The organism is Streptomyces deserti (assembly GCF_054782695.1).
The window spans coordinates 42,000-63,263 of record NZ_BAAGRZ010000026.1 but is presented as its reverse complement, the minus strand read 5'-3'; the positions used below and the strand labels follow the sequence as shown (position 1 = coordinate 63,263).

The 21,264-nt window shown below is 72.8% G+C and carries 23 protein-coding genes and 1 riboswitch; of the genes, 13 read left to right on the top strand and 10 right to left on the bottom strand.

What is annotated here, in order from left to right; genetic code table 11:
• Nucleotides 1–10: 10 nt before the first annotated feature.
• A riboswitch (cobalamin riboswitch) is annotated at nt 11–149 on the bottom strand.
• A gap of 278 nt (nt 150–427) precedes the next feature.
• Together ACYVMZ_RS30775 and ACYVMZ_RS30770 are read right to left on the bottom strand one after the other, a co-directional pair.
• Nucleotides 428–649, bottom strand: a complete 222-nt coding sequence (locus ACYVMZ_RS30775; RefSeq protein ID WP_461085452.1) for a hypothetical protein — start codon at nt 647–649, stop codon at nt 428–430.
• Between the two features lie 43 nt (nt 650–692).
• Nucleotides 693–1,961 carry an inorganic phosphate transporter gene (locus ACYVMZ_RS30770; protein ID WP_461085450.1) on the bottom strand — a complete coding sequence of 423 codons (1,269 nt, stop codon included), beginning with the start codon at nt 1,959–1,961 and terminating at the stop codon, nt 693–695.
• A 653-nt stretch (nt 1,962–2,614) separates the two neighbouring features.
• On the opposite strand from ACYVMZ_RS30770, the gene ACYVMZ_RS30765 reads away from it, so the two are divergent.
• The 3 genes from ACYVMZ_RS30765 to ACYVMZ_RS30755 all read left to right on the top strand — a co-directional run bounded on the left by ACYVMZ_RS30765 (nt 2,615) and on the right by ACYVMZ_RS30755 (nt 6,519).
• Nucleotides 2,615–3,334 carry a class II aldolase/adducin family protein gene (locus tag ACYVMZ_RS30765; RefSeq protein ID WP_461085448.1) on the top strand — a complete coding sequence of 240 codons (720 nt, stop codon included), beginning with the start codon at nt 2,615–2,617 and terminating at the stop codon, nt 3,332–3,334.
• 360 nt (nt 3,335–3,694) lie between these two features.
• Nucleotides 3,695–4,822 (top strand): alpha/beta hydrolase, encoded by a 1,128-nt coding sequence (locus ACYVMZ_RS30760; RefSeq protein WP_461085446.1) that lies wholly within the window; start codon nt 3,695–3,697, stop codon nt 4,820–4,822.
• A 296-nt stretch (nt 4,823–5,118) separates the two neighbouring features.
• Complete coding sequence (locus ACYVMZ_RS30755; RefSeq protein ID WP_461085444.1) at nt 5,119–6,519, top strand: hypothetical protein; 1,401 nt, start codon at nt 5,119–5,121, stop codon at nt 6,517–6,519.
• Nucleotides 6,520–6,523: 4 nt separating this feature from the next.
• Here ACYVMZ_RS30755 and ACYVMZ_RS30750 read toward each other — a convergent pair whose 3' ends face one another.
• A complete protein-coding gene (locus tag ACYVMZ_RS30750; RefSeq protein ID WP_461085442.1) occupies nt 6,524–6,937 on the bottom strand; it encodes a VOC family protein in 414 nt (137 codons plus the stop codon).
• A 244-nt stretch (nt 6,938–7,181) separates the two neighbouring features.
• Here ACYVMZ_RS30750 and ACYVMZ_RS30745 point away from each other — a divergent pair, with 244 nt between their 5' ends.
• From ACYVMZ_RS30745 to ACYVMZ_RS30735, 3 genes are all read left to right on the top strand, one after another.
• On the top strand, nt 7,182–8,780 hold the full coding sequence (locus tag ACYVMZ_RS30745) for an ABC-F family ATP-binding cassette domain-containing protein (protein WP_461085440.1): 1,599 nt from the start codon (nt 7,182–7,184) through the stop codon (nt 8,778–8,780).
• A gap of 361 nt (nt 8,781–9,141) precedes the next feature.
• Nucleotides 9,142–9,363: a helix-turn-helix domain-containing protein gene (locus tag ACYVMZ_RS30740; RefSeq protein WP_003976983.1), complete on the top strand. Its 222-nt coding sequence runs from the start codon at nt 9,142–9,144 to the stop codon at nt 9,361–9,363.
• Nucleotides 9,364–9,536: 173 nt separating this feature from the next.
• On the top strand, nt 9,537–10,340 hold the full coding sequence (locus tag ACYVMZ_RS30735; protein WP_461085438.1) for an enoyl-CoA hydratase/isomerase family protein: 804 nt from the start codon (nt 9,537–9,539) through the stop codon (nt 10,338–10,340).
• A gap of 24 nt (nt 10,341–10,364) precedes the next feature.
• On the opposite strand, the gene ACYVMZ_RS30730 is transcribed toward ACYVMZ_RS30735, so the two are convergent.
• Complete coding sequence (locus ACYVMZ_RS30730; protein ID WP_461085436.1) at nt 10,365–11,108, bottom strand: nucleopolyhedrovirus P10 family protein; 744 nt, start codon at nt 11,106–11,108, stop codon at nt 10,365–10,367.
• 87 nt (nt 11,109–11,195) lie between these two features.
• Between ACYVMZ_RS30730 and ACYVMZ_RS30725 the strand changes: the two genes are divergently transcribed.
• The 5 genes from ACYVMZ_RS30725 to amaP are packed head-to-tail and all read left to right on the top strand — an operon-like array spanning nt 11,196 to nt 13,565.
• Nucleotides 11,196–11,672 (top strand): Asp23/Gls24 family envelope stress response protein, encoded by a 477-nt coding sequence (locus ACYVMZ_RS30725; RefSeq protein ID WP_461085434.1) that lies wholly within the window; start codon nt 11,196–11,198, stop codon nt 11,670–11,672.
• A gap of 59 nt (nt 11,673–11,731) precedes the next feature.
• A complete protein-coding gene (locus ACYVMZ_RS30720; protein ID WP_461085432.1) occupies nt 11,732–11,917 on the top strand; it encodes a hypothetical protein in 186 nt (61 codons plus the stop codon).
• Entirely contained in the window at nt 11,914–12,297 is a 384-nt protein-coding gene (locus ACYVMZ_RS30715) for an Asp23/Gls24 family envelope stress response protein (RefSeq protein ID WP_461085430.1), read from the top strand. The genes ACYVMZ_RS30720 and ACYVMZ_RS30715 overlap by 4 nt, the downstream gene beginning before the upstream one ends.
• Nucleotides 12,294–12,980 carry a DUF6286 domain-containing protein gene (locus ACYVMZ_RS30710; protein WP_461085428.1) on the top strand — a complete coding sequence of 229 codons (687 nt, stop codon included), beginning with the start codon at nt 12,294–12,296 and terminating at the stop codon, nt 12,978–12,980. The genes ACYVMZ_RS30715 and ACYVMZ_RS30710 overlap by 4 nt, the downstream gene beginning before the upstream one ends.
• A gap of 6 nt (nt 12,981–12,986) precedes the next feature.
• On the top strand, nt 12,987–13,565 hold the full coding sequence (gene amaP, locus ACYVMZ_RS30705) for an alkaline shock response membrane anchor protein AmaP (protein WP_461085426.1): 579 nt from the start codon (nt 12,987–12,989) through the stop codon (nt 13,563–13,565).
• A 79-nt stretch (nt 13,566–13,644) separates the two neighbouring features.
• On the opposite strand, the gene ACYVMZ_RS30700 is transcribed toward amaP, so the two are convergent.
• From ACYVMZ_RS30700 to ACYVMZ_RS30675, 6 genes are all read right to left on the bottom strand, one after another.
• On the bottom strand, nt 13,645–14,400 hold the full coding sequence (locus ACYVMZ_RS30700; protein ID WP_461085424.1) for an SDR family oxidoreductase: 756 nt from the start codon (nt 14,398–14,400) through the stop codon (nt 13,645–13,647).
• A 5-nt stretch (nt 14,401–14,405) separates the two neighbouring features.
• The gene (locus tag ACYVMZ_RS30695; RefSeq protein WP_461085422.1) at nt 14,406–16,190 is read right to left on the bottom strand and encodes a glycoside hydrolase family 15 protein; all 1,785 of its coding nucleotides are present in this window, start codon (nt 16,188–16,190) and stop codon (nt 14,406–14,408) included.
• Between the two features lie 33 nt (nt 16,191–16,223).
• Nucleotides 16,224–16,532 carry a hypothetical protein gene (locus ACYVMZ_RS30690; protein WP_461085420.1) on the bottom strand — a complete coding sequence of 103 codons (309 nt, stop codon included), beginning with the start codon at nt 16,530–16,532 and terminating at the stop codon, nt 16,224–16,226.
• Nucleotides 16,529–17,125 (bottom strand): RNA polymerase sigma factor, encoded by a 597-nt coding sequence (locus tag ACYVMZ_RS30685; protein ID WP_461085418.1) that lies wholly within the window; start codon nt 17,123–17,125, stop codon nt 16,529–16,531. Before ACYVMZ_RS30685 ends, ACYVMZ_RS30690 begins: the two co-directional genes overlap by 4 nt.
• On the bottom strand, nt 17,122–18,669 hold the full coding sequence (locus ACYVMZ_RS30680) for a sodium:solute symporter family protein (RefSeq protein WP_461085416.1): 1,548 nt from the start codon (nt 18,667–18,669) through the stop codon (nt 17,122–17,124). The genes ACYVMZ_RS30685 and ACYVMZ_RS30680 overlap by 4 nt, the downstream gene beginning before the upstream one ends.
• Nucleotides 18,670–18,835: 166 nt before the next feature.
• On the bottom strand, nt 18,836–18,967 hold the full coding sequence (locus ACYVMZ_RS30675; RefSeq protein ID WP_461085539.1) for a hypothetical protein: 132 nt from the start codon (nt 18,965–18,967) through the stop codon (nt 18,836–18,838).
• On the opposite strand from ACYVMZ_RS30675, the gene ACYVMZ_RS30670 reads away from it, so the two are divergent.
• Both ACYVMZ_RS30670 and ACYVMZ_RS30665 read left to right on the top strand, forming a co-directional pair.
• Nucleotides 18,907–21,060 (top strand): carbon starvation CstA family protein, encoded by a 2,154-nt coding sequence (locus tag ACYVMZ_RS30670; protein WP_461085414.1) that lies wholly within the window; start codon nt 18,907–18,909, stop codon nt 21,058–21,060. The two genes, ACYVMZ_RS30675 and ACYVMZ_RS30670, sit on opposite strands and share 61 nt — an antisense overlap.
• Nucleotides 21,057–21,245 (top strand): YbdD/YjiX family protein, encoded by a 189-nt coding sequence (locus ACYVMZ_RS30665; RefSeq protein WP_461085412.1) that lies wholly within the window; start codon nt 21,057–21,059, stop codon nt 21,243–21,245. The genes ACYVMZ_RS30670 and ACYVMZ_RS30665 overlap by 4 nt, the downstream gene beginning before the upstream one ends.
• The last annotated feature ends 19 nt before the right edge of the window (nt 21,246–21,264 follow it).

The following is a 21,264-nucleotide window of genomic DNA, read 5'->3' as shown; positions in this document are numbered from 1 at the left end:
ACGCCCTGGTTCGACGAGACCGGCGGTGAGAGTTCCTGGCTCCCGGGGCTGTGCACCCCGGTGACAGTGGCGGGACCGCGCCGGACTTCCACCGGCTTCCTCTCCTGCCGCCGTACTGGCTCCGGCAGTCCACCATGGCCCGCGAACAGCCGTCAACTTGCCGTTGACCTGCGGCGGGGGAGTGTGCTCAGGCCCACACCCCCGAATGCGCTCCCTCTCGGGCCGCTCGCGCCCGGCGCGTTTCACTCACACGAGGTGACTACGCGGCATCGCCTTGCGGCCACGGTCCGTGACGCCTGCAACCGCGATGCTGCCCCCACCCGTACGGGACGTATGGGAATCCCACCTACGGCAGACAAAGACCCGCCCTGCCCGGACCACCGATGAGGCGGTTCCCGGGCAGGGCGGGCGGTAGAGCTCGTTGGCCTCAGGCCACGATCAGATAGATCCCGTATCCCACGGCCGCAGCACACGCCGCGAAGCACGCGTACGCCCCGGCGACCGCGAGCGACGCGCCCCCGCCCTGCGCCACAGCCCGCTCCCGCCGCGACAGCCCCGTGATGCCGAGGGTGAACAGGCCCACCAGGGCCACGGTGACCACGAGGCTGACACCGAAGACGGAGCCGAGGGCCGCCCAGTCGATCTTCATGCTGATACTTCTCTTTCTTCGGATCCGGCCGGGTGCGGCGGGCTCAGACGGTGGTCGTGGCCGACGAGGCCTTCGAGTCGGTGGACGAGGACTGGCCCGGGATCGTGGCCGTGAGGTCCTCGGTCACCGCGCCCGCCACCGGAGGCGGCGCCACCGCGGCCATCGCCGCGGTCACCACACCGGTCGGCTCCTCGTCGACATCGCTGGCGTCGTCGACGTCGTTGACGTTCGTGTGGTCGACGACCTCCCGGCGGGAGATCTTCCAGATCGCCGCGCTGGAGGCGACCAGGAAGACGGCCACCACGCCCGTGCCCCACGCGCCGAAGCCGGTCACGTACTCCGCCAGCGCACCGACCAGGCCGGCGGCCGGCAGGGTCAGGCCCCAGGCGACGAACATCCGCGTGGCGGTCGACCAGCGGACGACCCCGTGCTTGCGGCCCAGGCCCGCGCCCATCACCGCGCCGGAGACGGAGTGCGTGGTGGAGAGGGAGAAACCGAGGTGGGAGGAGGCCAGGATGACCGTCGCGGCGCTGGTCTGGGCGGCGAAGCCCTGCTGGGGCTGGAGGTCGGTCAGGCCCTTGCCCATGGTGCGGATGATGCGCCAGCCGCCGAGGTACGTGCCCAGCGCGATGGCGATGCCCGCGGAGAGGATGACCCACTGGGGCGGGTCGGAGTCGGGGGCGACGGCGCCGCCGGCGACCAGGGCCAGGGTGATGACGCCCATGGTCTTCTGCGCGTCGTTGGTGCCGTGGGCCAGCGAGACCAGGCCCGCGGAGGCGATCTGGCCGGCGCGGTAGCCCTTCTCGGACGCCTTGCCGTCGGCCTTCCTGCCGAGCGAGTACGTCAGCCGGGTCGCCAGCATCGCGGCCATGCCCGCGACGAGCGGGGCGGCGATCGCCGGGATCAGCACCTTGGTGACCAGCACGTCACCGTGGACCGCTCCGACGCCCGCCGAGGCGATCGTGGCGCCGATCAGACCGCCCATGAGGGCGTGCGAGGAACTGGACGGAAGCCCGACCAGCCAGGTCAGCAGGTTCCAGAGGATCGCGCCGACCAGGGCGGCGAAGATGACCTCGGGACGGATGCCGGTCTCGTCGACGAGACCCTTGGAGATGGTGTTGGCGACCTCCACGGACAGGAAGGCGCCGACCAGGTTGAGGACGGCGGACATGGCCACCGCGACCTTGGGCCTCATGGCGCCCGTGGAAATGGTCGTGGCCATCGCGTTCGCGGTGTCGTGGAAACCGTTCGTGAAATCGAACGCGAGTGCGGTTACCACCACAATCGCGAGGATCAGCGAGAAGCTTTCCATTTACCCAGGCAATCGTTCGAGGTCATTGGCTGGATGAACGTAGGTAACCAGGGTGAACGGAAGATGAACTGGGAGAGGCTTCCGAGTGTCTGCAAGAGGGGTCGTCGTTCCGTCGCGGACCGGCGGCCCCGGCGCCGCAACGGCTACGCGGCCTTGGCGAACTTCTTCAGCCGATCGAGGGACCCGTAAAAGAGATTTTGGTCACCCGGAAGGGTGTCGCTGCCGCCGTAATGCCAGATGGTCCAGGCCGGCCACCCGGCAGGCAGCGCTCCCGGACGGCGGCCGGTGAGCCGCTCGGCCGGTCGACGTTCTTCTGGTGGGACGAGACGTCGTGTGCCTTCGGTCTGGGTGCCGCCGCGGCCGGCACCTCGGTGAGCGTGGTTCCCCCGACGGCGAGCGCCGCCGTGCCCGCCGCGAGAACGCGGCTGCGGCGACGGGACGGCGTGTGGTCACGGGCCATGTATCCCCCGGAATGGCGACGTGCACGACAAATCTCCCAGAGAGGACTGGGGGATCGTTCAATGCCCGACGATCCGGCCAAGTAGGATCAGAGGGTGAAGTATGGCGATATGGGCCCTTTCGGAGGCTCAGCTTCCGGCCTGAAGTGCCCCGGCCCGGCGGCGCGTTGACGCCTTGCCTGGCAGGATCGCCGCATGGCTGAGCAGCGGGGCGGGGGAGACGTCCGGGACGGCGCACAGGATGCGCGGGAGCCGCGGGGGAGGAGGGTGCGCGCCGAGGAGGCGCGCGCCTGGGCGGACCTCGTCGCGACGGCCCGCCGGACCGTCTCCGACGGCCTCGTCGTCGGCACCTCCGGCAACGTCTCGGTACGCGTCGGGGAGACGGTCCTGGTCACGCCGTCGGGCGTCCCGTACGACCGGCTGACCCCGGACGACGTGACCGGCGTCGACCTCGACGGCCGGCAGGTGCTCGGCAGCCTCGTCCCGACCAGCGAGCTGCCCATGCACCTCGCGGTCTACCGCACCACCGACGCCCGCGCCGTCGTCCACACCCACGCCGTGCACGCGACGGCCGTCTCGACGCTCGTACGGGAGCTTCCGCTGATCCACTACATGGCCGCGGCCCTCGGCGGACCCGTCCGGGTCGCCCCCTATGCGACGTACGGCACCGGCGAGTTGGCCGAGAACATGCTGCACGCCCTCACCGGCCGCTCCGGCTGCCTCCTCCAGAACCACGGCACGATCACCTACGGCGCCACCCTCGACCAGGCCTACGACCGCACCGCCCAGCTGGAGTGGATGTGCCGCCTGTGGCTGACGGCCTCGTCGGTGCCGGGCCTGACGCCGACACTGCTGACGGAGGAGCAACTGGCGGAGGTGGGGGAGCGGTTGCGGGGGTACGGGCAACGGGGGTGACGCCCTGGCGCACGAACGGGGATCCGCGCGCGGTTCCGCCCCACGGCGACGCTCCGGCGCGTGGAGAGGACCCGCGCCCGGTGATGGCCACGGGGCCGCTGCGTCCGCGGGCGCTCGGCGCTGGGCGGCGTGACGACCCTGTCCCTCGGCCGGCGAACCCGCACGCCTGCCGGGTGTTCGGCGCTGGGCGTGACGACTCCGGTGGCCTGGCCCGCGTACGCGCACGCCTGCCGGGTGTTCGGTGCTGGGCGTGACGACTCCGGTGCCCCGGCCCGCGAACCCGCGTCCGCGGGCGCTTCGCCGGGCATCCGCGCCGTTTTCCCGCTGGCCGCTCGCCGGGTCCGCCAGGACACTGGATCCGTGCGCACTGTCAAAGCGACGGCCGCTGCCGTCACCGCCGTGATAGGCGTCGGCGCCGCCGCCGTGGCCGCCGGCCGGTTCGCCAGCGACGCCGCCCTCAAGGCGCCCCCGGGCAGGCCGCTGCCCACCGAGCCCCGGCTAATCGTGCACGGCACCGCCGCGGGCCGGATCAGCCTCACCCGGGACCTGGCCGCCCTGCGGCCCGGCCGGTACGGCCTCGCCGGCGACAGCTCGCACGCGGTCGTCGGCCCCGTCCTGACCGCCGCCCCGCACACCGCCGACACCGTCGTACGCCGCCTGGAACGCGTCACGCACGGCACCCTCAAGCCCGGCGACCGGGTGTGGCTCACCCCGAACCTGCACGTCGGCAACCCGAGCGCCGCCCTCGGCCTCGACCACGACGACGTCGACATCCCCGGCGAACTCGGCCCGCTCCCGGCCTGGTTCGTGCCGGGCACCCGGGACACCTGGGTGATCGCGGTGCACGGGCTGGGCACCACCCGGGAACTCGCCATGAACGTCATGGGCTTCCTGCACCGCCACCACTTCCCGGTGCTCGCCCTCGCCTACCGCGGCGACCTCGGGGCGCCCCGCCCCCCGGACGGCCTGGGCCACCTCGGCCAGACCGAGTGGCGCGACCTCGACGCGGCGATCCACTACGCCGTGCGGTACGGCGCTCGGCAGATCGTCCTGCACGGCTGGTCCACCGGCGCCGCCATGGCGCTGCGCGCCGCAGCCCGCTCGGGACTGCGTGAGCGTGTCTCCGGGCTCGTCCTGGACTCCCCGGTCCTCAGCTGGGAGACGACCCTGCGCGCCCTCGCCTCGGCCCGCCGTATACCGGGGGCACTCCTGCCCCTGGCCGTCCGCGCCGCCCAGGGCCGCACGGGTCTGTACGGTGACCGCCTCGCCGGCGCCGCCGAGCCCGACCACCTCACGGTCCCCACCCTGGTCTTCCACGGGCCGGGCGACGCGGTGGCCCCCTGGCGGCTCTCCCGCCGCCTCGCCGAGGCCCGTCCCCGCCTGGTCACCCTCCACACGGTCGGCCACGCACCCCACGGCGCCATGTGGAACGCCGATCCGCACGCCTACGAAGAGGCGATGCGCCGCTTCCTGACACCGCTGATGTGACGCCCTGAGCGCTGATGTGACGCCCTGAGCGCACACCACTGATGCGACGCCCTGAGCGCACGTCACCATCCCCGTTCACGCCCCCTTCCCTCCTCCGTTCACACTCCCTTCGCTCCGTCGTAACCCCCGCCCCCACCCCCCCCTCCTCACCCGGTCGCGCGCATTCCGTTTAGCGTCGTACCACTGGCCGGTTTTCGGCCCGACGCCGCCCGCAGGACCCCGTGCGTTGGCCATCCCCGTCGCCCGCGGTGACATTCCGTTTGGGTTTTCGGACCGTCAACCGGAAGACTGCACCCGTGACGTCCCGTATCCCGCGCGACTCCAGGCTTCGACTCGTCCGCCCGCGACCCCTGGCCGCCGCCCCCAGAGCCGTGAACCAGCGGCGCCCGCGCCGCGCCGCACCGCGCCCCCCGGAGGGCACCCCGGCACCGGCGGAGCTGGCCAGAATGGCGCGCTCCGGTCTGGCCGGTGCGGCCCGCGTCGCCCGCTGGGCCGACGCCGCCCTCGGCCCCGGCCGCGAGGGCGCGACCGCCGACGGCAAGGCCACCCTCTCCGACGCGACCGCCGAACGGGCAGCCCACGAACTGGGCCTGACCGTGGCTCAGGTACGCGCCGACTGGGACACCGCCCGCCTCGCCGGCCTCGTGGAGGTGCACGGCGACCGGGCCCGCCCCGGCTGGCGGTTGCGCGCCTGGGACCGCGACGACAGCGCCGTCCTGCGCGGCTGGGTCGCCCTCTTCGACGCCTGGTCCCTCGCCTACCCGGAACCCGAGGGCCGCGAGGCCGCCGCCGTCGCCGAGGTCGTCTCGGCCATGCCGCAGGTCCTCTCCTTCCTCCAGTTGTCCGCCGGCCCCGTCCCCGTGGAGCAGCTCCTCGACCTCCTGGAGCAGCGGGTCACCGAGCTGCGCACCGAGCGCTGCGAGATCCCGTACGGGCCGCAGCCCGAGCCCGTCCAGCAGCCCCGGGCCGAGGACACCCCGCTCGCCCCGCTCCTCGACTGGGCCCTGCGCGCGCTGGCCTCCGTCGGCGCCCTCACCTACGGCCACGGGCAGGCCACGCTCACCCCGCTCGGCAGCTGGGCCGTCTGGGTCAAGCTCGAGCAGATCTGCGTCGCCGCGCAGAGCCCCGCCGGGAACATCGAGCAGGCGGCCGAGGACATGCTCCGCGGCTGCGCCCAGCTCCGCCCGAACGCCGCCCGCGCCGAGTACCGCGCCTGGCTCGCCGCCCGCCCCGTCGGCAGCGCCGTCACCGAGCTCCTGGCGGCCGCCCGCGGCGAGGACGCCCTGCTGCGCGGCCTCGCCTTCGAGGCGCTGCGTGTGGTCGGCGCCCCCGCCGAGCCCGATGTCCGCGCCGTGCTCGACGAGCCGACGCTGCGGCCCTACGCCCTGCTGTGGCTCGCCGAGCACGACGGCGTCGACCCCGAGGACGCCCACGAGGTCCTCACCCGCGAGGAGGCCACGTGGCTGTGGGTCGACACCGCCGCCGCCGTCGCCGACCACGGTGAGGCCCCGATGCTCGTACGGCACCTGGAGTCCGCGGTGCAGCCGACCATCCCGCAGCTCCTCGACGAGGTACGCGCCGTCGGGCACCCGCGCACCGTGCAGGTCCTGGTCGCGCTCGCCGCGGCACACCCCGACCCGGCCCTCGCCAAGGCCGTGCGCCGGGCCGCCTTCCAGGTGCACACCGGGGGGAGCTGACCGGCTACGCCCCTATGTGGGGGGCGTACGTACCAAAGCTCCAGACGTTGCCCTCCAGATCCCGGGCCATGTAGTCCCGGGAGCCGTAGTCCTGGTCCGTCGGGGGCATCAGGATCTCGACGCCGTGGTCCACGGCGCGCCGGTGGTGTGCGTCGACGTCGTCCACGACGACGTACACCCCGGTGGTGCCCGCATCCTGCATCGCCGTGTCGAACACGCCGCCCCTGCCCTTGGAACCGAGCATGACCGCGCCGTTGCCCTGCACCAGCTCGGCGTGCGTCACCGAGCCGTCCTCGCCCTCGTAGACCGCGAGTTCCGTGAAGCCGAGGGCCTCCGTCAGCTGGCGGATCGCCGCCTTCGCGTCCGCGTACACGAGCGTCGGGTAGATGCTCGGGCGCGTGCCGTTCGCGCCTGCCATATCGCTCACTCCCTTCTGTCGCCGCTGCCGGAACTGCCGTGAAACAGCCGAAACCCGGCTTGTCGCTCAGTTTCGCACCGGCCACTGACAACGGCCCGGCGAGACCAACCGAACACCCGAACGCAGAAAAATTGGTTGCACGGTCCCGCTAGACTGAGGCCCATGGCCATTCTCCTCGCGCATTAGACGGCGGGAACGTCCTCAGCCGCCCATCCCGCCCCCGTATCCGCCCAGGAGTGTGTCCGTGATCTCCGCCTCCGGCATCGAGCTGCGCGCCGGTGCCCGCGTCCTCATCGAGTCCGCCACCTTCCGCGTCGCCAAGGGCGACCGCATCGGCCTGGTCGGCCGCAACGGCGCAGGGAAGACCACCCTCACCAAGTGCCTGGCCGGTGAGGCCGTCCCGGCCGCCGGCACCATCACCCGCTCCGGCGAGGTCGGCTACCTCCCGCAGGACCCCCGCACCGGCGACCTCGACGTCCTCGCCCGCGACCGCATCCTCTCCGCGCGCGGCCTCGACGTACTGATCCGCAAGATGCGCGAGAACGAACAGCGCATCGCCAGCGGCAAGGGCGCCACCCGCGATAAGGCGATGAAGCAGTACGAGCGGCAGGAGACGGAGTTCCTCACCAAGGGCGGATACTCCGCCGAGGCCGAGGCCGCCACCATCGCCGCCGCGCTGAACCTGCCCGACCGGGTGCTGGGCCAGCCCCTGCACACGCTCTCCGGCGGTCAGCGCCGACGCGTCGAACTGGCCCGCATCCTGTTCTCCGACGCGGACACCCTCCTGCTCGACGAGCCGACGAACCACCTCGACGCCGACTCGATCGTCTGGCTGCGCGACTACCTCAAGACCTACCGCGGCGGCTTCATCGTGATCAGCCACGACGTCGACCTGGTCGAGACGGTCGTCAACAAGGTGTTCTACCTGGACGCCAACCGCTCCCAGATCGACATCTACAACATGGGCTGGAAGCTGTACCAGCAGCAGCGCGAGGCCGACGAGAAGCGCCGCAGGCGGGAGCGGCAGAACGCCGAGAAGAAGGCCGCCGCGCTCAACGCCCAGGCCGACAAGATGCGCGCCAAGGCGACCAAGACCGTCGCCGCGCAGAACATGGCCCGCCGCGCCGAGAAGCTGCTGTCCGGCCTGGAGGAGGTCCGCCAGAAGGACAAGGTCGCCAAGCTGCGCTTCCCCGAGCCCGCGCCCTGCGGCAAGACCCCGCTGATGGCGGAGGGCCTGTCGAAGTCGTACGGCTCGCTGGAGATCTTCACCGACGTCGACCTGGCCATCGACAGGGGGTCGAGGGTCGTGATCCTCGGTCTCAACGGTGCCGGCAAGACCACCCTGCTGCGGCTCCTCGCGGGCGTCGAACAGCCGGACACCGGCATGGTCGTCCCCGGTCACGGTCTCAAGCTCGGCTACTACGCCCAGGAGCACGAGACCCTCGACCCCGACCGCACGGTCCTGGAGAACATGCGCTCCGCGGCCCCCGACATGGACCTCGTCGAGGTCCGCAAGGTGCTCGGCTCGTTCCTGTTCTCCGGCGACGACGTCGACAAGCCGGCGGGCGTTCTCTCCGGCGGCGAGAAGACCCGCCTCGCCCTCGCGACCCTGGTGGTGTCCTCCGCGAACGTGCTGCTGCTCGACGAGCCGACCAACAACCTCGACCCCGCCAGCCGCGAGGAGATCCTCGGCGCGCTGCGCACCTACAAGGGCGCGGTCGTCCTCGTCACGCACGACGAGGGTGCCGTCGAGGCCCTGCAGCCGGAGCGGATCATCCTGCTGCCGGACGGTGTCGAGGACCTGTGGGGCTCCGACTACGCGGACCTCGTCGCCCTGGCCTGACCGCCCAAGCGGTCAGCCTCGCTTGATCGAAGGCGTGATCCACTGCGTATGGATCATTCGGCCGAGTCGTGATCCATCATCTGTGTGAGATCTCCTCGTACCGAGGTGTGTCCTACACCGATTTCACGGCCGAGTCCCCGATTGTCGCGGGCTCGGCCGTCACGCCTTTCTGACCTGGCCTTTCCCGGAACAACCCGCTCGGCGGTACGGACACCACTCTTCGGAATTGCAGATTCCGCTTGTGGGGATGCGCTCCCGTCGTCACAACCTTGTCTCACGGACCTTGCCGAATGGGTGGCCATGAAGCGCCGGAGGGGTGATCATGAGGAGACCAGAGCGCACTTCCCATGAGGAGGCACGGGTGGCCGAGACTCTGAAGAAGGGCAGCCGGGTGACCGGCGCCGCGCGCGACAAGCTCGCGGCAGACCTGAAGAAGAAGTACGACGCCGGTGCGAGCATCCGGGCGTTGGCCGAGGAGACCGGCCGCTCGTATGGCTTCGTGCACCGCATGCTGAGCGAGTCGGGCGTCACGCTCCGAGGGCGTGGCGGGGCGACACGGGGCAAGAAGGCCACATCGGCCTGACCCCGGGTGGCCCCTCGGCTTCGATGGTGGCCACCCGGTCGGCCGACTGACCGGCCGGGTGGTTACTGTGCAGTCACTTAGCTGTGCCGTCGTACGGCGTGACGCGTCGTGCGGCACGGAACGCGGTTCCGTCGTACGGCACGGAAGACGACCGCACCCATCGGAGGCGCCCCATGGCTTCGCCCGCCCAGGACCTCGGTCCGGTTCTCGACAAGGACGGCGTACGGCTCACCGTCGACGACGCGATCGCCACGGTGACGCTGACCAACCCGGCCAAGCGCAATGCGCAGAGCCCCGCTCTGTGGCGGGCGCTGACCGAGGCCGGTCGGCTGCTGCCGGGCTCCGTCCGCGTCGTCGTGCTGCGGGCCGAGGGCAAGTCCTTCTCGGCCGGGCTCGACCGGCAGGCGTTCACGCCCGAGGGCTTCGACGGCGAACCGTCGTTCATCGACCTCGCGCGGGGCAGTGACGCCGCGCTGGACGCGACCATCGCCGAGTACCAGGAGGCGTTCACCTGGTGGCGGCGCAGCGACATCGTCTCCATCGCCGCCGTCCAGGGGCACGCCATCGGGGCGGGCTTCCAGCTCGCCCTGGCCTGTGACCTGCGCGTCGTCGCCGACGACGTGCAGTTCGCCATGCGCGAGACCAGCCTCGGACTGGTGCCCGACCTGACCGGCACGCATCCGCTGGTGGGGCTCGTCGGGTACGCCCGCGCGCTGGAGATCTGCGTGACCGGGCGGTTCGTCACGGCCGACGAGGCCGTCAGCACGGGGCTCGCGAACATCGCCGTGCCCGGGGACCAGCTCGACGGCACGGTACGGGACCTGGCCTCGGCGGTTCTGGCCGCTCCCCGGGACGCGGTCGTCGAGACCAAGGCGCTGCTGCGCGGTGCCCAGGACCGTACGTACGAGGAGCAGCGCGTGGCCGAACGCGCCGCTCAGGCACGTCGGCTGCGGGACCTCGCCGGCCTCGGCGAATGAGGCACACCAGGCCGGCCGGCTTCCTCAGCTGACCGCCGTCACCAGCACCGCCACCGTCGGGTGATCCGGCAGCGCCTCCGACACCGCCGCACGGACCTCCCGGGCCACGTCCACCGCCCGGTGGTCCGCGCGTACGGCGATCTCCAGCCGGGCGTGGCGGCGCGGCAGGGCGGTGCCGCCACGGCTGTCCTCGAAGTGCACCGCCCTGCCCAGGCCGCCCAGCGTGCCCGTCAGACGGTCCACGCCCGGGACGGCCAGGGCGGCGGCGGCCGCACGGCCCTCGTCGGTGTCGGGCGGGCCGGCGGCCTGGGCGGCCGGGGGTGGCTCCGGTACGGGGGCGGGCGAGGACTCCTCGGCTGCCTGGGCCGCCTCGTCCAGCAGGGCCGTCACCCGCAGATCCACCTCCGTCACCAGCAGGCCGAGCCGTTCCGCCGCCGCGGTCGCCAGGGCCGTCCGCAGCACGGACGCCGTCGTCGGCAGGGGCTCCGACGCCGTGGCCGCGAACTCCGCCGTCACCCGCAGCGGGCCGGGCGGCAGGGCGCTGGGCGGCGGCGGTACGGCCGGGTCGCCGGTGTCCCGCGGGTCGGCGAGCGTGATGCGCAGCTTCCCCAGCCGCACCCCGCGCACGTCCCGCGCCGCCCGCCGCAGCACCGATCCCGCCGCGCCCTCCGCGATCCACGCGCCGTCGGGCGCGCCGCCCAGAGGCAGCAGTCTGCCGAGCCGCACCTGCTGCCGTACCGCCTGTGTCCACCCGTTCGCCGTCGTCATTCCTCCAGCCTGCCGCATCCACGGCGCGCAATCGCGCAACCGCGCTTACGGTGGTCGAAGGAGGACGACCGAAAAGGACGTACGGCGATGACTGAGACGACGGAGCAGGACAGGGGCACGCAGACCGAGAGCCCCGGCACCCGCAGGAGTCAGGCGACCAAGGGCGGTGGGGGAGACCCCGGCTCCCGTGGCCGGACGACCATCGCCGACGGCGTCGTGGAGAAGATCGCCGGGCTCGCCGCACGCGACGTGGACGGCGTGCACGCCATGGGCAGCGGACTGTCGCGGACCTTCGGGTCCGTGCGCGACCGGGTGCCCGGCGGGACGAAGTCGGTGACACGGGGCATCAAGGTCGAGGTCGGCGAGGTGCAGGCCGCGCTGGACCTGGAGATCGTCGTCGAGTACGGCCTGCCGATCGCCGATGTGGCCCGGGACGTGCGCGAGAACGTGATCGCCGCCGTCGAGCGGATGACCGGCCTGGAGGTCGTCGAGGTCAATATCGCGGTGAGCGACGTGAAGCTGCCGGACGAAGAGGAAGAGGAACCGGAGCGTCGGATCCAGTGAGACGCCGGGACCGGACAACCCAGCCGCCGATGAGCTGCTGAGGAGTTGAGGAGCGCACCATGAGCATGGCCGTGGTCGGCATGATCGCCGGCATGGCGCTGGGCTTCGCCGGGTACTTCGGCGGTTTCGGCGCCTTCCTGCTGGTGGCGGCGCTGGGCGCCGTCGGCTTCGTCGTCGGCCGGTTCCTGGAGGGGGACATGGACCTCGGCGACTTCTTCCGGCCCCGTGGCGAACGGCGGCGGTGAGGCCCGTGAGCACGGGGGCCGGTGAGCTCGGCACGCCTGTGACCGCCGTCCCGCCGGGCGAGCGCGGCGCCACCCGGATCGCCGACCGGGTGGTCGCGAAGATCGCCGCGCAGGCGGCGCGCGAGGCGGTCGGAACCCTTCCGCCGGACGCCGCACGGCCGCACACCAACGTCGTCGTGCACCACGGCACCGCCCGCGTCCGGGTCCACCTCGAACTCGACTACCCCACCGACATCGGCGGCCGGTGCCGGCAGGTACGTCGTCAAGTCGCCGAGCGAGTGAGCGCGTTGGCGGGCATGGGTGTGCCGGAGGTCGTCGTCCACATCGAGCGGCTGCACCGGTCGGCGGCGCACCGCGCGGCACAGGGGAGGACGCGATGAGCGAACCCCACGCATCCGAGGGCACCGAGGGCACCACCCAGCGACTGCCCGTCATCGAGAAGGCGCCCGGCCCCGAGACGGACCGGTCCGCGTCCGCCGCGGCGCACGAGCCCCCGCCCGGGCTCGGCGACGCGGGCGGCCGGAACGGCCGCTTCTGGTCGGCGCGCCGCGTCTCCGCCGCCCTCGTCGCGCTGCCGCTCCTCGCCGCCGCCGGACTCTTCCTCTACGACATCGCCGCCGTGCGCGCCGACCGGCCCGCCATGCACTGGCGCCGGGAACTGGCCCGGCAGCTGGCCGAACGCCCCCTCGACGACCTCTGGGTGCTGATCGGCGCCGGCGTCGCGGCGGCCCTCGGGCTCTGGCTGGTCGTCCTGGCCACCACACCCGGCCTGCGGAAACTCCTCCCGATGCGGCGCACCCACGCCGACGTGCGCGCCGGACTGCACCGGGACGCCGCCGCCATGGCGCTGCGGGACCGGGCCATGGAGGTGTCCGGCGTGCAGTCGGTGCGGGTACGGGTGCGCCGCCGGAAGGCCGTCGTCCGCGCGGTCTCGCACTTCCGTGAACTGGACGACGTGCGGGCCGACCTGAACGACGTGCTCGCCGACGCGATCCGGGGACTGGGCCTCGCCCGGCCGCCCGCGCCGTCGGTGCGTGTCCGCAGGCCCGGCCGGAAGGGGTGAGGAACTGTGCTCAGGGTCGTCAACCGTGTGCTGCTCGCAGTGGTGGGCCTGGTCCTGGTCGCCCTCGGCGGCTCCGTGCTGGCCGTCGGACTGGGGGCGCCCGCGCCCTCCTGGTGGATCCACCACGGGCGGCACGACGTCCTGCTGAACGACGCCGAGCGGACCCGGTGGCGGGACGCCGGCTGGTGGTGGCCGGCCGTCCTCGCCGCACTCGCCGTCCTCGTCCTGCTCGCCCTGTGGTGGCTGATCGCCGTACTGCGCCGGCGCCGGCTCGCCGAGGTGCTCGTCGACACCGGCGACGGCGAGGGCGCGGTGGTGCGTGGTCGGGCCCTGGAGGACGTACTCGCCGACGAGGCGGGGGAGTTGGACGGAGTGGGACGCGCCCACGCCCAGCTGACGGGGCGCCGCAGCGCCCCCGAGACCCACGTACGGCTGGCGTTGGAGCCGCATGTGGATCCGGGGACGGCGCTGCACGAGCTCACCAGCGGGCCACTGACCCACGCGCGTGACGCGGCGGGGCTCGCGTCACTGCCGGCGGAGGTACGGATGCGGGGCGTCCGGCACCGTCCGGAGAGGGTGAGTTGACGCGCCGAGCGGGTGCGACGTCCCGAGAGGACCCGAGAGGGTCAGTTGTTCCCGAGAGGGTAGGGTTGACCGACCCGGGTCAGAACCCGTGCCGTGCCCCACCGTCCACGGGCAGCATGACCCCGGTCAGATAGGAAGCCGCCGGAGACAGCAGGAACGCCGCCGCCCGCCCGAACTCCTCCGGAGTCCCGTACCGCCGCAGCGGAATGCGCGACTCACTGGCCGCGCGCGTGGCCCCCGGGTCGGCGGACAACGCGTCCAGCTCGCGCACGCGGTCCGTGTCGATACGGCCGGGCAGCAGACCGACGACCCGGATCCCACGCGGCCCCAGCTCGTCGGAGAGGGACTTCGCGAACCCGGCGAGACCGGGCCGCAGCCCGTTCGAAATCGTCAGCCCCGGAATCGGCTCGTACACCGACCCCGACAGCACGAACCCGATGACACCGCCCGCCTCCAACTCGGCCGACGCCGCGCGAGCCAGCCGCACCGCACCCAGGAACACCGACTCGAACGCGGCCTGCCACTGCTCGTCGGTGTTGTCGGCGACGAACCCCGGCGGCGGCCCGCCGACGCTGACGAGGATGCCGTGGAAGCCGCCGAACCGCTCCCGGGCGGTCGCGATCAGCCGCGCGGGCGCGTCCGGGTCCGCGTTGTCGAGGGCCACCCCGGCCGCGTTCGGCCCCAGTGCGGCGGTGGCGTCGGAGACCCCGGCCTCGTCCCGCCCGGTGATGACCACCTTCGCGCCGTCGGCGACGAGCTCGCGCGCCGCCGCGTTGCCCAGTCCGCGGGTGGCTCCGGTGACGACGTACACCCGGTCCTTCAGTCCAAGATCCATGGTCCCTATCCTGCCCTGTCCTGCCCGAACAGGGCGAGGGCGGTGTTGACCAGGCCGATGTGGCTGAACGCCTGCGGGAAGTTGCCGAGCTGGCGGCCGGCCACGGGGTCGTACTCCTCGGCCAGCAGCCCGACGTCGTTGGTGAGTCCCACCAGCCGTTCGAACAGCTTCCGGGCCTCCTCCGTACGGCCCGTCATGTGCAGGGCGTCCGCGAGCCAGAACGAGCACACCAGGAAGGTGCCCTCGCTGCCCGGCAGGCCGTCGACGGCGGTCTCGTCGCCGCTGTAGCGGTGCAGGAACCCGCCCTGGTCCAGCTCCTTGCGGACGGCGTCGATGGTGCCGAGCACGCGCGGGTCGTCGGGCGGCAGGAAGCCCACGCGCGGGATGAGCAGCAGCGCGGCGTCGAGCTCGCGCGAGCCGTAGGACTGGGTGAAGGTGTTCCGCTCGGGGTCGTAGCCCTTCTCGCACACCTCGCGGTGCACCTCGTCGCGCAGCGCGCGCCAGCCGTCCAGGTCGCCGTCCAGCCCCGGGTGGGTCTGCAGCGTGTGCACGGCCCGGTCGGCGGCCACCCACACCATCACCTTGGAGTGCACGAACTGGCGCCGCCCGCCGCGCACCTCCCACAGTCCCTCGTCGGGCTGCCGCCAGGCCGTCTTCAGGAAGTCCATCAGGGCGCACTCCACGGCCCACACGTCCGGCTGGGCCGACAGCCCCGAACTGCGCGCCAGCGTCAGCGAGTCCATGACCTCGCCGTACACGTCCAGCTGGAGCTGGTTCACGGCGTCGTTGCCGATGCGGACGGGGGTCGACTCGGCGAAGCCGGACAGCCACGGCAGTTCGTACTCGGGCAGCCGCCGCTCGCCCGCCAGGCCGTACATGATCTGCAGGTCCGCCGGGTCGCCGGCGACCGCGCGCAGCAGCCAGTTCCGCCAGGCCTCGGCCTCCTGCTGGTAGCCGGCCGACAGCAGCGCGCCCAGGGTCATGGTGGAGTCGCGCAGCCAGCAGTAGCGGTAGTCCCAGTTGCGCACCCCGCCCGGCTCCTCGGGCAGCGAGGTGGTGGGGGCGGCCACGATGCCGCCGGTCGGGGAGTAGGTGAGCGCCTTCAGGGTGATCAGGGAGCGGACGACGGCGTCCCGGTACGGGCCGCGGTAGCGGCAGTGCGCCACCCACTTCCGCCAGTCCGCGACGCTGTGGCGCAGCGACTCGTGCGGGTCGACGAGCGGCGGGCGCGGCTCGTGGGAGGGATGCCAGGTGAGGACGAACGCGACCTTCTCCCCCTTCCTGACCGTGAACTCCGCGTGCGTGCCGAAGTCCTCGCCCCACGAGCGCACCTCCGGCTCGCTGCGCAACCAGGCCGAGTCCGGCCCGGCCACGGCCACCCGGTGGCCGTCGGCCCTGCGCACCCACGGCACGATCGAGCCGTAGTCGAAGCGCAATCGGAGCGCACTGTGCACGGTCACCTCGCCGCGCAGGCCCTCCACGATGCGTACGAGGTCGGGGGCGCGGTCGCGTTGGGGCATCAGGTCGGTGACGCGTACCGCGCCCTCGGCGGTCTCCCAGTCGGTGTCCAGGACGAGGGTGTCGCGGCGGTAGGCGCGCCGGGTGCAGCGGTCCGCGCCCGTGGGGGCGATGCGCCAGTAGCCGTTGTCCTCGTCGCCGAGCAGCTTGGCGAAGCAGGCGGCCGAGTCGAAGCGCGGCAGGCACAGCCAGTCCACGGAGCCGTCCGTGCCGACCAGGGCCGCGGTCTGTTCGTCGCCGATGAGTGCGTAGTCCTCGATACGGGGGTGCACGGGGTGCGGGTTCCCGGCAAGTCGGCGCGGCAATCAGGGCTGGGGCCGCGGGAGTGACATGCCCTCGGCGACCGGGGCGCCGCCGCCCGAGAAGATCACGCCCGGGTGCGACGGGGCCTGGTTGAGCACCCACAGCCCGATCAGGGTGGCCAGCGCGAAGACGACGGCGATCAGCACGGCGAGGACGAGCCGGCGCCGGCGTTCGCGGCGCAGCCACGCCCCGCGTGCCGTGCGGTAGGCGTCGGGGGCGGGCAGGACCCCGCCGGCCAGGGCCTCGAGGGCCTCGCGCAGTTCACGTTCGGTGCGGTCGTGGTCCGTCCGGTCCGGAGTGGTGTCGTTCATCGCCGGGCCTCCATCACCTGGGTCAGGGCGGCGATGCCGCGTGCCGTGTGCGTCTTGACGGAGCCGCAGGAGATGCCCATCGCGGCGGCTATCTCGCTCTCCTTCAGCCCGAGCCAGTGCCGCAGCACGAGCGCCTCGCGCTGCCGCGGGGGCAGCTGCTGGAGTGCGTCGATCAGCGCCCGCTGGTCCTCGCGGAGCAGCGCGGTGTTCTCGGCGGAGGCGACCGTCTCGTCGGGCGGGCTCGGCGGGTTCTCCTCGTGCCGGCGGGCGACCTGCAGGTGGCGTATGCGCATCCGGGTCAGATTGCACACAGTGGAGCGCAGATACGCCTCCGCCGCGGCCACGTCCCTCAGGCGCCGCCACTTGCGGTAGATCTGGTAGTACGCCTCGGCCACCACGTTCTCCGGATCGTCGGCGCCGAGCAGCACGGCCAGCCGCAGCATCGAGGAGTAGTGCAGCTCGAAGAGGCGGGCGAGGCCGGCCTCCCGCTCCAGGTCGTCCGGATCGCACACCGCGGGCGCGAGCGGCTCGGCGGGGGCGGCCGGTGCGGGAACCGGCGGCAGGGTGACCGGGGTGTTCTGTCTGCGTCTCACGGAGTGTTCGCTCCCGTCTCCGGTCGTCGCCTGACGGTCAGGCGGGACGGCAGGTCGGTCGTGTCGGTGCCGCGCGGGACACCGAGGCGTTCGAGCGCCGCGGTGCCGGCCACCGCGACGGCCAGGTTGAGCAGCAGGGCCACGAGCCCGGCGTAGACCTCCACCGGCCCCGTGCCCGTGCCGAGCGGCACGACCGGCGAGAACCCCTGGTGCACCACCAGGTACGTCCCGGCCGCCATGCCCACCGCCCAGCCGGCGAGCAGCGCCCGCGGGTGCAGCCGACCGGTGAACAGGCCGACGGCCACGGCCGGGAAGACCTGCAGGATCCACACGCCGCCCAGCAGCTGGAGGTTGACGGCGTCCTGGTCCCGCAGCCCGAACACGAACGCCACCGCCCCCACCTTCGCGGTGAGCGACACCGCCTTGGCGATGCGCACCTGCCGCTTGGGGGTGGCCGTGGGGTGGACGTACTCGACGTACACGTTCCGTACGAAGCTCGTCGCCGCGGCGATCGACATCACCGCGGCCGGGACCAGCGCGCCCACGGTGATCGCGGCGAACACGAGCCCGGCCAGCGGGGCGGGCATCAGCCGGTCGACCAGCATCGGAACGGCGGCCTCGGCGCCGCCCTCAGGGGCCCGTACCCCGGCCGCGAGGGCCGCGACGCCCAGGAAGCCGAAGAGGGCCAGCAGCCCGGTCCACGCGGGCAGCGCGACGGCGACCTTGCGCAGGGTGCGCGGCCCGTCGGCGGCGAAACCGGCGGTGAGCACGTGCGGGTACATCAGTAGGGCCAGCGCGGAGCCGAGGGCGAGCGTGGCGTAGGCGGGCTGCTGTTCGGGGGTCAGGATCAGCGCCGGGCTGCCCAGCCGCCGCTCCGCGCCCTCGAAGACGGCACCCGGGCCGCCGAACCGCGCCAGGACCAGCCAGCACACGGCGGTGAGCGAGACGAACACCGCCACCGCCTTCAGCGCCGAGATGACCGTGGGCGCGCGCAGCCCGTGCCGGTAGGTGGCCACCGCGAGCCCCGCGAACAGCGCCACCAGCACCAGGTCCCCGGCCACGCCCCGCGGATGGACGCCGCCGGCCGTCAGCACCGCCCGTATGCCGAGCAGTTGCAGCGCCAGGTACGGCATCGTCGCGAGGATCCCGGTCAGCGCGACGACGAGCGCCAGCGGCGGCGACCCGTACCGGCCCCGCACGAAGTCGGCGCCGGTGACGTAGCCGTGCCGGCGGGCCACGTCCGACAGGCGGGACAGCAGCACGAAGGCGAGCGGGCACACGATCACCGTGTACGGCACCGCGAAGAAGGCGGGCGCGCCGTTGCCGTACGCCAGTCCGGGCACGGCGGTGAAGGTGTACGCGGTGAAGATCGTGCCGCCGAGCAGCAGCCAGGTCCACCCCGGGCCCAGGCCGCGGTCGGCCAGCGCCCAGCCCTCCAGGGAGGGCAGCCGGTCGCTCGGGCGCAGCCGCCGGGCGGTGACGGCGAGCAGCGACGCCCCGCCGATCACGGCGAGGAACGTCGCGGTCATGGCGCCGTCGGCCATGGGTCACCGTCCTTGGTGTGCCTGTGCCCTCGCGGGAGAGTTGCGCGAGCGGCCGCGGTGGAGGACAGAAAACCGGCGGGAAATCTTCTGGACATCGGCTGTCAACCGGTCCCGGCGGGTGGGCAACTCTTGCACAGACCGACAGCGAGCGGGAGAGGCGTGCAGGTCATGGGCCGACGACCGCACCGATCCCCGCGTACGTCCTGTCACCCACCACCGTCACGGTGAGGAGCCGCCATGCCCACATCCGCCCTGCCCGAATCCGGTCGCCCGGCGCCCGGAAGATCACGTATGTCACCGCGCTCGATCCTGCTGTGGGCCGCGGTCTCCCTGCTCGGCGCGGTCGCCTGGGGCGTCCTGGCCCTCGCCCGCGGGGAGGAGATCTCCGCCGTGTGGCTGGTGGTCGCCGCCCTCGGTTCGTACGCCATCGCCTACCGCTTCTACGCCCGCTTCATCGCCCGCCGCGTCCTGAAGCCCGACGACCGCCGGGCCACCCCGGCCGAGCGGCTGGAGGACGGCGTCGACTTCCACCCCACCGACCGCCGGGTGCTGCTCGGCCACCACTTCGCCGCGATCGCCGGCGCCGGACCCCTGGTGGGGCCGGTGCTCGCGGCCCAGATGGGCTACCTGCCCGGCACCCTGTGGATCGTGGCCGGGGTGATCTTCGCCGGGGCGGTGCAGGACATGGTGGTGCTGTTCCTGTCGATGCGGCGGGACGGCAAGTCGCTGGGGCAGATGGCCCGCGAGGAGATCGGCCGGGTGGGCGGGGCCGCGGCGCTGATCGCGGTGTTCGCCATCATGATCATCCTGCTGGCCGTGCTGGCGCTGGTGGTCGTCAACGCGCTCGCCCACTCCCCGTGGGGCACCTTCTCCGTCGCGATGACCATCCCCATCGCCCTGTTCATGGGCTTCTGGCTGCACGTGATCCGCCCGGGCCGGGTCGTGGAGACCAGCCTCATCGGCGTCGTCCTGCTGCTCCTCGCGATCGCCGGCGGCAGCTGGATCCAGGAGTCCTCCCTGGCGGGAGCCTTCACCCTCAGCCCCACGACCCTCGTCCTCTGCCTGGTCGGATACGGCTTCGTCGCCTCCGTCCTGCCCGTGTGGATGTTGCTCGCGCCGCGCGACTACCTGTCCACCTTCATGAAGATCGGCACGATCGCGCTGCTCGCGGTCGGCGTCGTGGTCGCCGCCCCGGTGCTGCGCGCGGACGCGGTGAGCGACTTCGCCTCGTCCGGCGCCGGGCCCGTCTTCGCGGGGTCGCTGTTCCCGTTCCTCTTCATCACCATCGCGTGCGGCGCGCTCTCCGGCTTCCACGCGCTGGTCGCCTCCGGGACGACGCCCAAGCTGATCCGGAAGGAGTCCCAGGTCCGCATGATCGGCTACGGCGCGATGCTGATGGAGTCCTTCGTCGCGATCATGGCGCTCATCGCGGCGGCCACCCTCGAACCCGGCCTGTACTACGCCATGAACGCACCCGCGGGCCTCCTCGGCACGACGGCCGAGTCCGCGTCCCACGCGGTGGCGAACCTCGGCTTCACCATCACGCCCGACCAGCTGACGCAGGCCGCCAAGGCGGTGGAGGAACAGACCCTGATCGCCCGCACGGGCGGCGCGCCGACCCTCGCCGTCGGCATGTCGGAGATCTTCTCCGGAGTCTTCGGCGGCGCCGCGATGAAGGCCTTCTGGTACCACTTCGCGATCATGTTCGAGGCGTTGTTCATCCTCACCACCGTCGACGCGGGCACCCGCGTCGGCCGCTTCATGCTCCAGGACATGCTCGGCAACGTGTGGAAGCCGATCGGCCGGGTCAACTGGAAGCCCGGCATCTGGCTGTGCAGCGCCCTGGTCGTGGCGGGCTGGGGCTACTTCCTCTACACCGGCGCCACCGACCCGCTCGGCGGAATCAACCAGCTCTTCCCCCTCTTCGGCATCGCCAACCAGCTGCTGGCCGCCATCGCCCTCGCCGTCTGCACCACGGTCCTGATCAAGTCCGGCCGGCTGCGCTGGGCCTGGATCACCGGCGCCCCCCTCGCCTGGGTGGTCGCGGTCACCTTCACCGCCGGCTGGCAGAAGATCTTCTCCGCTGACCCGAAGGTCGGCTTCTTCGCCCAGCGCGCCCGGTACGCCGACGCCCTCGACGCCGGGCAGGTCCTGCCGCCCGCCAAGAGCCTCGACGACATGCACACCGTGGTCACCAACTCCACGGTCGACGGCGTCCTCATCGCGCTCTTCCTGCTGCTGGTCGTCGTGGTCATCGGCAACGCCGCGGTGGTGTGCGTACGGGCGATCCGCGCTCCGGGCACCCTGCCGACCTCGGAGGCGCCGTACGTCGAGTCCCGCCTCGACGTGCCCCGGCAGGCGGACGCACCCCTGGTCGGGGCCGGGTCATGAGGGCCGCGCGCTGGGCCCGAGCCGTGCGGTGGTACCTGCGCGAGCTGACCGGCGAGACAGAGTACGACCGCTACTGCGCGCGGCACCGGCACCGGCATCCGGGCGCGCCGGTGCCGACCCGGCGGGAGTACGAGGTGCTGCGCACCCTGCACCGGGAGGCGCATCCGCAGGGGCGGTGCTGCTGAGGCCGGCCGTCAGGCCCGT

What these genes read in the sequence shown, in the direction of transcription:
- ACYVMZ_RS30775 (WP_461085452.1), bottom strand. Translation starts at nt 649, where the DNA reads ATGAAGATCGACTGGGCGGCCCTCGGCTCCGTCTTCGGTGTCAGCCTC.
- ACYVMZ_RS30770 (WP_461085450.1), bottom strand. Translation starts at nt 1,961, where the DNA reads ATGGAAAGCTTCTCGCTGATCCTCGCGATTGTGGTGGTAACCGCACTC.
- ACYVMZ_RS30765 (WP_461085448.1), top strand. Translation starts at nt 2,615, where the DNA reads ATGGCTGAGCAGCGGGGCGGGGGAGACGTCCGGGACGGCGCACAGGAT.
- ACYVMZ_RS30750 (WP_461085442.1), bottom strand. Translation starts at nt 6,937, where the DNA reads ATGGCAGGCGCGAACGGCACGCGCCCGAGCATCTACCCGACGCTCGTG.
- ACYVMZ_RS30735 (WP_461085438.1), top strand. Translation starts at nt 9,537, where the DNA reads ATGGCTTCGCCCGCCCAGGACCTCGGTCCGGTTCTCGACAAGGACGGC.
- ACYVMZ_RS30730 (WP_461085436.1), bottom strand. Translation starts at nt 11,108, where the DNA reads ATGACGACGGCGAACGGGTGGACACAGGCGGTACGGCAGCAGGTGCGG.
- ACYVMZ_RS30725 (WP_461085434.1), top strand. Translation starts at nt 11,196, where the DNA reads ATGACTGAGACGACGGAGCAGGACAGGGGCACGCAGACCGAGAGCCCC.
- ACYVMZ_RS30720 (WP_461085432.1), top strand. Translation starts at nt 11,732, where the DNA reads ATGAGCATGGCCGTGGTCGGCATGATCGCCGGCATGGCGCTGGGCTTC.
- ACYVMZ_RS30710 (WP_461085428.1), top strand. Translation starts at nt 12,294, where the DNA reads ATGAGCGAACCCCACGCATCCGAGGGCACCGAGGGCACCACCCAGCGA.
- ACYVMZ_RS30700 (WP_461085424.1), bottom strand. Translation starts at nt 14,400, where the DNA reads ATGGATCTTGGACTGAAGGACCGGGTGTACGTCGTCACCGGAGCCACC.
- ACYVMZ_RS30690 (WP_461085420.1), bottom strand. Translation starts at nt 16,532, where the DNA reads ATGAACGACACCACTCCGGACCGGACGGACCACGACCGCACCGAACGT.
- ACYVMZ_RS30680 (WP_461085416.1), bottom strand. Translation starts at nt 18,669, where the DNA reads ATGGCCGACGGCGCCATGACCGCGACGTTCCTCGCCGTGATCGGCGGG.
- ACYVMZ_RS30670 (WP_461085414.1), top strand. Translation starts at nt 18,907, where the DNA reads ATGCCCACATCCGCCCTGCCCGAATCCGGTCGCCCGGCGCCCGGAAGA.
- ACYVMZ_RS30665 (WP_461085412.1), top strand. Translation starts at nt 21,057, where the DNA reads ATGAGGGCCGCGCGCTGGGCCCGAGCCGTGCGGTGGTACCTGCGCGAG.